General features: G+C 64.8%; 12 protein-coding genes. 7 read left to right on the top strand and 5 right to left on the bottom strand.

Annotated elements, in window-relative coordinates; translation table 11 throughout:
- Positions 1 to 170: 170 nt before the first annotated feature.
- The gene (locus KIO74_RS28860; RefSeq protein ID WP_213338853.1) at positions 171 to 1,322 is read right to left on the bottom strand and encodes an ABC transporter ATP-binding protein; all 1,152 of its coding nucleotides are present in this window, start codon (positions 1,320 to 1,322) and stop codon (positions 171 to 173) included.
- A gap of 326 nt (positions 1,323 to 1,648) precedes the next feature.
- On the opposite strand from KIO74_RS28860, the gene KIO74_RS28855 reads away from it, so the two are divergent.
- Positions 1,649 to 2,380, top strand: coding sequence for a glyoxalase superfamily protein (locus KIO74_RS28855; protein WP_213338851.1), 732 nt, complete (start codon positions 1,649 to 1,651; stop codon positions 2,378 to 2,380).
- Between the two features lie 47 nt (positions 2,381 to 2,427).
- Here the strand turns inward: KIO74_RS28855 and KIO74_RS28850 are convergent, their stop codons facing one another.
- Positions 2,428 to 3,333, bottom strand: coding sequence for a DMT family transporter (locus KIO74_RS28850; protein ID WP_213338850.1), 906 nt, complete (start codon positions 3,331 to 3,333; stop codon positions 2,428 to 2,430).
- Between the two features lie 226 nt (positions 3,334 to 3,559).
- Positions 3,560 to 5,653 carry a copper-transporting P-type ATPase gene (locus tag KIO74_RS28845; protein WP_502762137.1) on the bottom strand — a complete coding sequence of 698 codons (2,094 nt, stop codon included), beginning with the start codon at positions 5,651 to 5,653 and terminating at the stop codon, positions 3,560 to 3,562.
- Positions 5,654 to 5,764: 111 nt separating this feature from the next.
- Between KIO74_RS28845 and KIO74_RS28840 the strand changes: the two genes are divergently transcribed.
- Complete coding sequence (locus tag KIO74_RS28840; protein ID WP_213339360.1) at positions 5,765 to 5,998, top strand: hypothetical protein; 234 nt, start codon at positions 5,765 to 5,767, stop codon at positions 5,996 to 5,998.
- Between the two features lie 110 nt (positions 5,999 to 6,108).
- On the opposite strand, the gene KIO74_RS28835 is transcribed toward KIO74_RS28840, so the two are convergent.
- A complete protein-coding gene (locus KIO74_RS28835) occupies positions 6,109 to 6,489 on the bottom strand; it encodes a hypothetical protein (protein WP_213338848.1) in 381 nt (126 codons plus the stop codon).
- Positions 6,490 to 6,913: 424 nt separating this feature from the next.
- On the opposite strand from KIO74_RS28835, the gene KIO74_RS28830 reads away from it, so the two are divergent.
- The 4 genes from KIO74_RS28830 (at position 6,914) to KIO74_RS28815 (ending at position 10,486) form a co-directional block, all read left to right on the top strand.
- Positions 6,914 to 7,201 carry a UxaA family hydrolase gene (locus tag KIO74_RS28830; RefSeq protein ID WP_213338847.1) on the top strand — a complete coding sequence of 96 codons (288 nt, stop codon included), beginning with the start codon at positions 6,914 to 6,916 and terminating at the stop codon, positions 7,199 to 7,201.
- Between the two features lie 12 nt (positions 7,202 to 7,213).
- A complete protein-coding gene (locus KIO74_RS28825) occupies positions 7,214 to 8,455 on the top strand; it encodes a UxaA family hydrolase (RefSeq protein WP_213338842.1) in 1,242 nt (413 codons plus the stop codon).
- Between the two features lie 82 nt (positions 8,456 to 8,537).
- Entirely contained in the window at positions 8,538 to 9,473 is a 936-nt protein-coding gene (locus KIO74_RS28820) for a hydroxyacid dehydrogenase (protein WP_213338840.1), read from the top strand.
- Positions 9,474 to 9,493: 20 nt separating this feature from the next.
- Positions 9,494 to 10,486, top strand: coding sequence for an Ldh family oxidoreductase (locus KIO74_RS28815; protein ID WP_213338838.1), 993 nt, complete (start codon positions 9,494 to 9,496; stop codon positions 10,484 to 10,486).
- A 338-nt stretch (positions 10,487 to 10,824) separates the two neighbouring features.
- On the opposite strand, the gene KIO74_RS28810 is transcribed toward KIO74_RS28815, so the two are convergent.
- Complete coding sequence (locus KIO74_RS28810; protein WP_213338837.1) at positions 10,825 to 11,802, bottom strand: tripartite tricarboxylate transporter substrate-binding protein; 978 nt, start codon at positions 11,800 to 11,802, stop codon at positions 10,825 to 10,827.
- A gap of 509 nt (positions 11,803 to 12,311) precedes the next feature.
- On the opposite strand from KIO74_RS28810, the gene KIO74_RS28805 reads away from it, so the two are divergent.
- Positions 12,312 to 13,046, top strand: coding sequence for a GntR family transcriptional regulator (locus KIO74_RS28805; protein ID WP_213338834.1), 735 nt, complete (start codon positions 12,312 to 12,314; stop codon positions 13,044 to 13,046).
- The last annotated feature ends 5 nt before the right edge of the window (positions 13,047 to 13,051 follow it).

The raw sequence follows: 13,051 nt of genomic DNA, 5'->3' as shown, positions 1-13,051 counted from the left end.
TGGCTATCGCGTTGCAGGCAAGGTCGGCACGGGTTCCTCTATGTCATCCCCTTCCCGGCGCTACGCGCCGCCGGGGATGACAAAGGCTGGGAACGGAACCTCTCGGCTGATCGTTGCCCCCAGAGCAGATCCGTCTGCTGCGGGCTTGCCCCTCCTCACTATGGCCGCCCTCACGGCTTGAAGAGGCGGCCATCGGCGGGCTCCCAGGTGAGGGTGACGGGTGTGCCCTGGGTGAAGACGGTGGCGCCGGCGCCGTGGGGTTGCTCGGCGGTGATCTCCACCGGCGCGGCGTCGAGCCCCACCACATATTGCACGGTCGAGCCGCCGAAGATCATCTGCCGCACCACGCCGGTCGCCCGCGCCGATCCTGCATTGTCGGTGCCCGGGGTGCTGCCGCCGGCCGCGCCGATGCGCACCCGCTCGAAGCGCAGCGCCAGGGTCGCATCGCCGGCGAGCGCCTCGCGCGCCACCGCCGTGAAGGCGAGGTCGCCCAGCCGCACCCTGACAAGCCCGCTGGCCATGGCCGCCGCCGCAGGAGCCGCCACATGTGCCGCCGCATGTGCCGCCATCTCTGCGGCCGGCCCCTCCACCGTCACCGGCAGCAGATTGGCATGGCCGATGAAGCCCGCCACGAAGCGCGTCGCCGGCGCGTCGTAGAGCTCCTGCGGCGAGGCGATCTGCTCCACCCGCCCGGCATTCATCACCGCCACCTTGTCCGACATGGCGAGCGCCTCGCCCTGGTCATGGGTGACGAAGATGAAGGTCGTGCCGATCTCCTGCTGGATGCGCTTCAGCTCGATCTGCATCTGGTGGCGCAGCTTGAGGTCGAGCGCGCTCAGGGGCTCGTCGAGCAGGAGCACCTTCGGCCGCTTGACGAGGGCGCGCGCCAGCGCCACGCGCTGCATCTGCCCGCCCGAGAGCTGGCCCGGCTTGCGGCCGGCGAAGCCCGAAAGGCCGACGAGCGCCAGCGCGTCACCGACCCGGCTGCGGATCTCGGCGCGCGGCCGGCCCTCCGCCTCCAGCCCGAAGGCGACGTTGGCCTCGACGCTCATGTGCGGGAACAGGGCCCAGCGCTGGAACACGATGTTGGTCGGCCGCCGATAGGGTGGCACGTCGGTCATGTCCTGGCCGGCGATGCGGATCGCGCCTTCATCGGGCGCCTCGAAACCCGACAGCATCCGCAACGTCGTCGACTTGCCGCAGCCCGACGGCCCCAGCAGCGAGAAAAACTCCCCGCTGCCGATCCCGAAGGAAATGTCATCGACCGCAAGATGCGACCCGAAGCGCTTCGTCACGCCAACGATTTCAACCGTTCCTGACACGTTGCAAGGTCCCCTCAGATCACCGCCATGCAATGCTCCATTGCCATCGGGGACTACGCTGCCGTCAAGCGATTCTCGCGCCAATTTGACCGTCGCCCCTGCCCGATGATGCGTCGCGGCAAAGAGGACGAATTCGGTGCTATTGGCCGTTGACGCTGCGCCGGAGAATCACCCAGATTGCATCCAAGGCTCGTGCAGCCTGCCGCTCGCTCCCATCCGGGAATGGTGAATGCACGGTTTCTTATGGATGATCCCTGTTTGCGACGGGCCATTCGTCAGCAAGGCGAGCACTGATCTTCAGGGCCCTCCGTGCACAGGATCAGACCATGCATAGCTTTCTCGATGCCAAGATCATGGCCAGGACGCTACGTACAGCGCTTGGCGAGCGTGCCATCCCCTTATCACACAGCGATTGCCTTGAACTTGTGGCGCGGCAGTTCGGTTGCGCAAACTGGAACGTACTTGCCGCGCATATCGCCGCCGCAATGCCCGATGACGCTCCGCTAACCCTCCCACAGGGATGGCAGGCCGTCCGCAACCATGGCCATGATAAGCACTATCGGTTGGGCCTCGACCCTGCCCACGCCGGAACGGCGCTCATCGCATGCCGGCATGCGCGCCACAGTGGCTTCGTCCTGCCCGGCGATTGCTTCGGCGTCCTCATGCAAAGCATCATCGCCGCACCCTATCGAGGCCATCGGGTGCGGTTGACCGCCAGGCTGCGCACGGAGGACGCGGACGCGAGCGCGATCTGGATGCGGGTCGACAAGCAGCCCGGCAGTGTCCTGCGCTTCGACAACATGCTGGAGCGCAAGGAGCGGGGCGCCTTGCGCGGCACTGGGGCGTGGACCGCCTGCGAAGTGGTGCTCGACGTGCCGGAGGACGCGGGCAGCATCCATTTTGGCTTCCTGCTGCAACGCTATGGCAAGGCTTGGGCACGCGATTTCCAGCTGGAAACGGTCAGCGACGCCATCGCGCCGACCGCGGGCAACGGGTGCCATCTGCCAAAGCCGACCAATCTCGACTTTGCCGCAGCAGGCCAGCGCATCGCCACCTGAGCATCGCCGCTCCACCCGGCGGACCGTCCACCCGCGGGCTCTAAAATCTAATGGGTGTTGAGCAACAGCAGGCCGACACCCACCACGATCAGAACCATGCCGGCGATGTCCCGCCGGCTGGTGTCCTGGGCCATCAGACGATGGGACACGGCCTGGGCGAACAGCACCTCGACCAGCGCCAGGGTGCGGACATTCGCGGCGCTCGTCAGCGAAAAGCCGATGAACCAGAACTGTGAAGCGAACGCCCCCGTCAGGCCGGCGAGGATCGACACGCGCCACGCCCGCAGCGTCGCCAGGAGCTGCGGCCGGTTGAACGCCAGCATCCAGACGACAAGGATCACCGATTGCAGGAACAGGCTGAGCGCGAGGATCGTCGTCGCGCGGACCACGAAGGAGCCCGACGGCAGATCGATGATCGCCCCGCGAAAGCCGATGGCCGAGAGGGCGAAGAGCCCTCCGGCAATGACGCCCATCGCCACCGACCGGCCGCTGAGCCAGCTCGCCGCCGATCCCGGCTTTACGGACAAAAGGACAACCCCGGCCGTCGCGATGACAATGCCCGCCGCCGCCCACGTCGTCGGGATATCCCCCAGGATAACCATGCCCGCGAGCGCCACCAGGATAGGCTCGGTCTTGAGCAGCGCGATGGTGACGGAAAAGGAGCGCTCCTTCATCGTCACCAGCATCAAGGCCGTGGCGAGGATCTGTGAAACCGCCCCCATGGCCGTGAACAGCAAGGCTTGCCGGCCAACCTGGGGCAGGCTCTCGCCGCCGACGGCGAGAACAAGCCCGAGGAAGAGAAGCGAAAAGGGCAGTCCATAGAGGAAACGGACCTGTGTCGCTCCGACGGTGCCGAGCGCGCCGGTGAGGCTGCGCTGCATGGCATTACGCGCGGTCTGGGTCAAAGCCGCAATCAGCGTTGCGGGAATCCACAAGAGCGACAAACTGAACACGCCGAACCTCACCATCGATCCACGCCCGGCCAGGCAACCATGCCACCCGGCTTTCGGGTCGGTGATCACGCACGGCGGGATCGATCATGCTATGGCTTGACGGGACGAACGGCCAAACTCTAGTGCAATGCCGGTATGGGACAACCGCCGCCGGACGCAGGGCTGGCCTGCGTTGACACCGATTTGGCGCCGATGCGGCCGAGGGCGCTCCGACCGTCCCGCCCTGTCAGATCGCGGTGACGCGCAGGCGCAATGCGTTGGCGATGACACTGACGGATGAAAGCGCCATTGCCGCGGCCGCGATGACGGGCGACATGAGGATCCCGAACAGCGGATAGAGGACACCAGCGGCGATAGGCACGCCTGCCGCGTTGTAGATGAAGGCGAAGAACAGGTTCTGCCGGATATTGGCCATCGTCGCCTGGGAGAGGCGCCGGGCGCGGACGATGCCGGTGAGATCCCCCTTCAACAACGTCACACCGGCGCTTTCTATGGCAACATCGGTGCCAGAACCCATCGCGATACCGACATCCGCCGCGGCGAGCGCCGGCGCGTCATTCACGCCGTCACCGGCCATGGCGACCACCCTGCCCTCCCGTTTGAGCTTCTCGACGACGGCGCTTTTGGCGTCTGGCAGCACGTCCGCTTCGACGTCGTCGATGCCGAGGCGGCGGGCGACCGCGTTGGCGGTCGTCAGGTTGTCACCGGTCAGCATGACGACGCGGATACCGTCCTTGCGCAGCGCCTCAAGCGCGGCCGGGGTCGTTGCCTTGATCGGATCAGCGATCGCGAAGATGCCGGCAACCTTTGCATCGACGCCGATGAAGATGGCTGTTGCCCCTTCCGTGCGGAGTGCGTCCGCCCTTTCTGCGATCTCATCTACGACAACACCATGGTCCGCCAGAAAGGACGCGTTGCCGAGTACGACAGCCTTGCCCTCGACGGTGCCCAGCGCGCCCTTTCCCGTTGGTGAATCGAAATTGGCGACATCCGGAACGGCCATGGCGCGGCTCTCCGCCGCCGCAACGATGGCGGCCGCCAGCGGATGCTCGGCCGCGCGCTCGACGCCGGCCGCCAGACGGAGGATCTCGTCCTCGGTCCACCCATCGGCCGGAACGACGGCGGTCACCGACGGCTTGCCCTCAGTCAGCGTCCCTGTCTTGTCGATGACAAGGGTATCCACCTTCTCCATGCGTTCGAGCGCCTCGGCATTCTTGATGAGAACGCCAAGGCCCGCGCCCTTGCCGACACCCACCATGATCGACATCGGCGTGGCTAGGCCCAGCGCACAGGGACAGGCGACGATCAGCACGGCGACAGCCGCCACCAGCCCATGGGCGAAGCGAGGCTCCGGCCCCCATATTCCCCAGGAGATAAATGCAAGAACCGCGATCCCGATGACGAGCGGCACGAACCATCCCGATACCGTGTCGGCGAGGCGCTGGATCGGCGCACGCGAGCGCTGGGCATCCGCAACCATCTGGACAATGCGCGCGAGCATCGTCTCGCTGCCGACCTTCTCTGCACGGATCACCAGCGCGCCGGTCTGGTTGAGCGTGCCGCCAGTCACTTTGTCACCCACAGTCTTGGTGACTGGCATGGATTCGCCCGTCACCATGGCTTCATCGAGGGACGAGCGCCCGTCCTCGACAACGCCGTCGACGGGTACCTTCTCCCCTGGCCGCACGCGGAGCTTGTCGCCGACCGCGACGGAATCGAGTGCCACTTCCGCCTCCCGGCCATCCGCCTCGATACGCCGCGCCGTCTTCGGCGCGAGGTCGAGCAAGGCCTTGATGGCGCCGGACGTCTGCTCGCGGGCCCTGAGCTCCAGCACCTGCCCCAGCAGCACGAGCACGGTGATGACGGCGGCCGCCTCGAAATAAACGGCGACGGTGCCGTCCATGCTCCTGAATGCAGCGGGAAAGAGGCCAGGCGCCAATGTGGCAACCACACTGTAGGCCCAGGCCACGCCAGTGCCCATGGCGATCAGCGTGAACATGTTCAAGCTGCGATTGACGAGGGATTGCCAGCCCCGCACGAAAAAAGGCCAACCGGCCCAAAGCACCACGGGCGTCGCGAGCGCGAACTGCACCCAGATGGAGACGGCAGGTGGCACGAGGTGATGGATGGCGGGCAGGAGATGGCCGCCCATCTCCAGAATGAAGACCGGCAAAGCCAGCACCAGACCAGCCCAGAACCGGCGCGTCATGTCCTGGAGTTCAGGACTTGGCCCTGCCTCCGCCGTCGCGACGATCGGCTCCAGCGCCATGCCGCAGATAGGACAACTGCCCGGCTCCGCGCGTCTGATCTCCGGATGCATCGGGCAGGTGTAAATCGTTCCCGGTGGCACGGGCGCGGTCACGCCCGGCGCGCGCGCTCCATGGTCGTGGTGGTGGCTCGCGTGGCCTGCGGTCTTATTGACGACTTGTGCGTGGCAAGCCGTCTCCTTCGCGGCTTCGTGGCCACATTCGTGACCGCCATGCCCATGCGCGTGTTCATGCCCGTGCCCGTCGTGATGCCCATCATGCGCAGCTGTCATCGGTGGCTCACCATGATGCTGTTCATCACGGCCGTGATTGTGTCCGTGATGCTGCTCTCGCATCTTCTCGAGGCCTTCACCCTTTGGATGATGGTGATCTTGGCTCGCCGTTGCCGGCACGCTTGATTTGTCCATCTTCACAGCTGTCGCGTTGTTATCCGATGATCCGCCAGATCTTCATAGATTGGGCGGCCTGACGCGAATGTCCACCCAGGCAGCCGGCGTAGCCTGACCTGTCAAAGCGGTTCCACCGAAACAATCTGATAAGTATGCATGTGCTCGTCATCGCGGATCGAGACATACTCTCCTGGCTGGAAGCTTTCCTTGTTGAAGCGGAAGCCGGATTCGTCATCAGCGTCGCTGCCGCGGTCATAGTCGAAATACCAGCTACCGCCTGGTTTGCGAGCGAGACGACCATGCTGATCCGTTTCATGCGCGCGAAAACGCCGGACCCGGCAATGCTCCGCGTGCTTTTTCCACGTCGCGGCATCGATGTGTCCATCGGGCATGAGCGGGGCCGCGAATTCGTAGCCGTCGAGCGGGCTTCCAACGGGATGGCCCGGTTCGCGCGCCAGTTCCAACCTGATCCTGCGGAAATTCGCGGGTAGCTCGACCATGTCAACCTCCTCGTCGGAAAGGGCCTGTGCGGCCGACCCTGTACATATAGTCAAATAATCAACGCGGTAGAGCCCACCGCCGTTGCGATCATGCGTTTAAATAAACGGAAACAACCCCTCCCGTCCTGATCCTGATCAAGAAGACTCAGCCGACGCGGCCCGCGTCGGGTCTAGGTCCCTAATCAGGCAGACGGTTGACTCGGCTGAAGATCTTATGTCTTATATAAGATATGAATACGGCCCGTCTGGTGGCCGGGGTGCCGGCTGGGCGAAATGTTGATCGCTCAGCCAGACCTGAGAGCCAGGCCTTGGCCGGCGCGGGAACGACTGGAAAAAAGCTGATTGCGGCCGGTTCCTTTCCCGGACTCCAAGTCACCGGGGCTCCAAGGCCGGCACAATCACGACAGGGAGTTGGGACAGACCCATGAGCATTCCGCAATGCCTCGTTCACACGCCCCAGGACAGCTGTGGGGTTGTGGTCGTCGAAGATCTGAAGGCCGGCACTGAAATGCTGTGCCTGATCACGGAGAACGACACGACCTTCACCCTCACGGCGGCCCATGACGTGCCGATCGGCCACAAGGTCGCCCTCAAGGACATCCGGGCCGGCGATACCATTCTCAAATACGGCGAGGACATCGGCAAGGCCATCGCCAACATCGGCAAGGGCGAACACCTGCACGTCCATAACGTCAAGACAAAGCGCTGGTGAGGAACAAAGGCCATGCAGAGCAATTCGGAAGCCGCGATCGCCGCTTCAACCGCCCAGACAAAAGCCCTGTTTGCCAACGGCGACTACAGCAAGCTGACCTTCCATGGCTGGAAACGCGAAAACGGGCGCGTCGGCGTGCGCAACCACGTCGTCATCCTGCCGCTGGATGATCTCTCCAATGCCGCCTGCGAGGCGGTCGCCAACGCGATCAAGGGTACGATGGCGCTGCCGCATGCCTACGGCCGCCTGCAATTCGGCGAGGACCTCGATGTCTTCTTCCGCACACTGATCGGCGTTGGCTCCAATCCGAACGTCGCGGCTGTGGTCGTCATCGGCATCGAGGAGGGCTGGACCAAAAGGGTGGTCGACGGCATCGCCAAGACCGGCAAGCCCGTGACGGGCTTCGGCATCGAGGGTCATGGCGACATCGCGACGATCGCACGCGCCTCTTATGTCGCCAAGCAATATCTGCAATGGGCGACCGAGCTGCAGCGGGAGGAATTTCCCATCAACGAGCTCTGGGTTTCCACCAAATGCGGGGAATCCGATACCACGACCGGCCTGTCGTCCTGCCCCACCGTCGGCAACATGTATGACAAGCTGATCCCGAACGGCATCTATGGCGTTTTCGGAGAGACCTCCGAAATCACCGGCGCCGAGCATCTCTGCAAGGCGCGCGCCGCGACGCCCGAGCTTGGCGAACGCTGGTACAAGATGTGGAAGGCCTATCAGGACGACGTGATCGAGGCGCACAAGACCGATGACCTCTCCGACAGCCAGCCGACCAAGGGCAATATCGCCGGCGGGCTGACGACCATCGAGGAAAAGGCGCTCGGCAATCTTGAAAAGATCGGCCGCAATTCGAAGTTCATCGATATCCTCGAGCCGGCCGAGGCGCCCGCGAAGGGCCCTGGCCTCTACTACATGGACACGTCGTCAGCGGCCGCTGAATGCGTCACGCTCATGGCGGCGGGCGGCTATGTCGTTCATACCTTCCCGACGGGCCAGGGCAATGTGATCGGCAATCCGATCCTGCCGGTCATCAAGATCACCGGAAATCCGAAGACCATGCGCACCATGTCCGAGCATATCGACCTTGACGTGACCGGCATCCTCCGTCGCGACCAGACACTGGATAGCGCCGGCGATGCCCTGATCAGCATGATCCAGCGCACGGCCAACGGCCGGCTCACCGCAGCCGAATCCCTCGGCCACCGCGAATTCGTGATGACGAAGCTCTATCGGAGCGCCTGATCCGGTTTTGGATCAGTCCTAGAACATCGGACTGAGCTCGGCGCCAGCCGGACTCAGCTATGGACATATCGAGGCCGAGCCGATGATCGTGATCAGCGAATTCATGGATGAAGAGGCTATCCGCAGTGGCCTCGAGGGGTTCGAGGTCCTTTACGATCCCAGTCTCGTCGACCGTCCGGACGATCTGGCGGTCGTCCTCGGCCAGGCTGACGCGCTCATCGTCCGCAACCGCACACAGGTGCGTGGCGCCCTGCTCGACGCCGCGCGCAATCTCAAGGCTGTCGGCCGGCTTGGCGTCGGCCTCGACAATATCGACGTGGCGGCTTGCAAGGCACGCCGCATCGCCGTCTATCCGGCTTCCGGCGCCAACGACGTGTCGGTTGCGGAATATGTGATCGCCACGGCGATGCTGCTTCTGCGGGGCGCTTATGGCGCCAGCGCCGAGGTCGCGTCCGGGGCATGGCCGCGCAATGCCCTCATCGGCCGCGAGATAGCTGGCAAGCGGCTCGGCCTCGTCGGCTTCGGCGCGATTGCCCGGGAAACCGCGAAGCGCGCGGCCGCGCTCGGCATGACGATCGCCGCTTATGATCCCTATCTGCCGCCGTCCGCCGAAGCCTGGAAGCAACCCTGGGGGCCTGTCGAGGCGCAGCCCCTGAATGCGCTTCTGGCGCAGGCGGACGTGGTGTCGCTGCACGTGCCACTGACCGATGAAACGCATGGACTGATCGACGGGAACGCCATCGCCCTGATGAAGAAGGGTGCCCTCGTCATCAATGCGGCACGGGGCGGGGTGGTGGATGAAGGTGCCATAGCCGCCGCGCTCCGCGCCGGCCATCTCGGCGGCGCGGCGCTCGACGTCTTCGCGGAAGAACCGCTCACGGCCGATCACGGCTCAATATTCGCGGGCACCCCGAACCTCATCTTGACGCCCCATATCGCCGGGGTGACGGTGGAATCGAATGTTCGTGTCTCGTGGGTGACGGTGGACAATATCCGCCGCCATCTCACCGCGGCATAAAGCCAGCCAAAAGGTACGCCATGCCTGTCCTGTCACTCGCGGAAGCGCGGGATCTCGTCGCCGCGGCGCTTGTCCGCTCCCGCGTCAACGGGGCCAATGCCGCGAGCGTCGCCCGCGCTCTGGTCGCCGCCGAGGCGGACGGATTGAAAGGCCATGGGCTGTCGCGCGTACCAAGCTATGCAGCCCAGGCCAAGGTCGGCAAGGTGGATGGCTTTGCCCGTCCCGCCGTCACGCGGCCGGCTCCCGCCGTAGTCGCCGTCGATGCCGCCCACGGCTTCGCCTACCCCGCCCTTGACGCCGCGCGCGACGCGCTGCCCGCCGTCGCGCGGGGCGAGGGCGTCGCCGTCGCGCCCATCCGCCGCTCGCACCATTGCGGTGCCGCCGGCCACGCCGTCGAGAAACTGGCGGAAGCCGGGCTTGTCGCCCTCATCTTCGCCAACACGCCGGCCGCCATCGCGCCCTGGGGCGGTTCCCGCGCGGTCTTCGGCACCAATCCCATAGCCTTCGCCTGCCCGCTCGAGAACGCCGCCCCGATCGTCGTCGATCTCTCCGTATCAAAGGTGGCGCGCGGTAATATTCTCGCGGCCAAACAGAAGGGCGAGGCCATCCCCGCCGGCTGGGCGCTCGACGCGTCCGGGCAGCCGACGACCGATCCGGACGCGGCGCTCAAGGGCACGATGCTGCCGCTCGGCGATGCCAAGGGCACGGCGCTCGCGCTGATGGTGGAGTTGCTGGCCGCCGGCCTCACCGGAGCCCATTATGCCGCCGAGGCCTCCTCTTTTCTCGATGCCGAGGGGCCTCCACCAGACACCGGGCAACTGATCCTCGCGCTCGATCCCACCCGCCTCGGAGGGCCGAACGCCATGGCGCGTTTCGCCGTGCTCGCTGAAGCGATCACCGCGCAGGACGGTACCCGGTTGCCGGGTGCCCGCCGCCTCACCCTCCGCGCCAAGGCTGAAAAGGACGGCCTGACGGTCGCCGACGGCCTCCTTGCCGAGATCCTGGGGCTTTAGCCAACCGGCAGTCCGACAGGGCCAAGGAACCCTCCGTGTCATGTCATCGGCGCGCAGATTCAACTGGCTTGATGACACGACAGAGCTGTCGCGTTGATCCCTCCCCTAGGGGAGGGTGGCCTCGCGTCAGCGAGGTCGGTGGGGATACGCTGGAGAACGAACCCTCAAGCCGGCAGCAGTTCCTGCCCTTCGGTCGGATCAAAGTCAGCTGGCCCCACCCGGCGCCTGCGGCGCCACCCTCCCCGGAGGGGAGGGATCATTGCGGCGCGAGTGACTTAGAGACACAAGGCGGACGGGCACGCCGGGACCAGGGGCCTGCGTGCCCGGATTGTTCTGGTTCAGTTCTTCACTTCAGTCTCACCGATGACAGCGCGCCAGGTCGCGATCTCCTTGGCGAATTGGGCCTGATGGGCCGCCGGTGTGCGCTCCGCCGCCGGGAACAGCTGCGTGCCGACTTCCGCGAAGCGAGTCTGCACGGTCTTGTCGTCCAGCGCCTTCAGGAGCGCCGCGTTGAGCTTGGTCACGACGTCGGGCGGGGTCCCCGCGGGGGCATATAACCCATGCCAGATGGTGAAAGCGAAATCCTTGAGCCCGGTCTCCTGCAATGTCGGCAAATCCTTGAGCACGGGAAGCCGTTCCTTCGACGTCACCGCGAAACCTTTGACGGTATTGCCGTCGATCTGCGGGACAGCGGTCGTCGACTGGTCGCAGAGCACATCGACCTGCCCGCTCATCAGGTCGTTCATGGCGGGGCCGGTGCCGCGATAGGCAACCTGTGTGAATGTCACGCCCAGTGCCTTCTGCAAAAGCAGCGTGCACAGATGGGAGTTCGATCCGACGCCGGCGTGGGCGAGCGTCGCCTTCAACCCGTCCGCCTTCAATTTGGCTGTGAGGGCCGCCGCATCGGTCGCCGGATAGTCTTTTTTCGACATCAGGACCATCGGCCCGGAATTGACAAGTCCGACCGGCGCGAAGGCCGTTGCCGTGTCATAGGTGAGCTTGGGATAAAGCGAGGCGCCGGCCGCGAGCGCGACATGGTGGATGAGAAGCGTATAACCATCGGGATCCGCCTTGGCGACCCGCGCGGCGCCCGAGGTGCCGCCGGCTCCGGCGACATTCTCGATCACGACCTGCTGCCCGAGCGTTTCCGACATTGATTGGCCGACGAGGCGCGCGATCGCATCGCTAGGCCCTCCCGCCGCGAAGGGAACGACCAGCGTTATCGCTCGTGAGGGATAGGATTGCGCCTGGACCGCGCCACTCGCCGTCACCACCGCCATTAGGCCGGCCCCAATGACCTGCATCAATATTCGCATCGATAAATTCCTCCCGCCGTTTGTTGGCGTTGCAATATGTCCGGCGTCGATACGCACGGTTCGTCGACCAGACTGACGCTGGCTTCCGACGAGGAACAATGGTGTTCAGGCGCCACGGGTTCGATACGCAGCCACGGGGCCCAACTGATAATATAACAGATATCTTATATAACACGAGGATTGCTCGCGTCGGCCATAGAGCCTTAGGAGGCAGGCGGGACAACGCGGAACGTCCGGTTTAGGAAGAACCAAAGTTGCCCGCGAAAGCCTCGCCGCGCAAGCGTCTGCCCGAGGCAGAGCCGGCACCAGCCGTAAATGCCCGTGCCGGAAACGGGACAGCGCCCTCTCTTTCGTCTGATATTTGATATAAGATAGCTGTCTGGACGAAGGAGTCGCGAGCAATGATGTCAGCGGTGACTTCAAACGCATCTGACGGATGAGACACACACGGTTTGCATGGGCACTTCCGCTTATAGAGGCATTTTGCCCGAGGGTACCGACGGGAACGCATGACAGCGCCTCAGGACGACATCGAAACGCTGGGCTTTCGCCCGCTCTACCGCCAGGTCCGCGACCGGCTCATCCGCAATCTGGTCGATGGCGTCTGGGCGCCCGGAGAGGCGCTGCCCAGCGAGATGCAGCTCGCGGCCGATCTCGGCGTGAGCCAGGGCACCGTGCGCAAGGCGCTCGATGCGATGGCGGCCGAAAATCTCGTCGTACGCCGCCAGGGCCGAGGCACCTTCGTCGCGCGCCATGATGAAGAGCGCATCCTCTTCCAGTTTTTCAAGCTGGTCCCCGACAGCGGCCCGCCAAGCTTTCCCGATAGCCGGGTGCTGTCCCTGTCTCAGGGACGCGCCGATGCCAACGAGCGCTCCCTGTTCGCCCTTGCGCCGGGAAGCCGGGTCATCCGCATCAAACGCGTTCGATCGATAGAGAACCGGCCCGTCATCGCCGAGGCGATCACGCTTCCCGCGGCGCTCTTTCCCGATCTCGCGGGCATGGCCGTGCCGAACAATCTCTACGGTCTCTACGCCATGCACTACGGCATCACGATCGCCAATACGCAGGAAAAGCTCAAAGCTGTCGGCGCTTCCGCCGACGACGCCGCCATCCTCGGCATCGCCCCCGGCGGGCCTGTCCTGCAGATCGACCGACTTGCGCTCGCCCTCGACAAGACCCCCGTCGAAAGGCGGCTCAGTATCTGCGTGACGCATGATCTGCACTATCTGTCGGATTTGAGCTGAGGATA

It is taken from the genome of Chelatococcus sp. HY11, assembly GCF_018398335.1.
GTDB lineage: Bacteria > Pseudomonadota > Alphaproteobacteria > Rhizobiales > Beijerinckiaceae > Chelatococcus.
The sequence above is the reverse complement of the archived record's forward strand: the minus strand, read 5'-3'. Positions and strand labels throughout refer to the sequence as shown.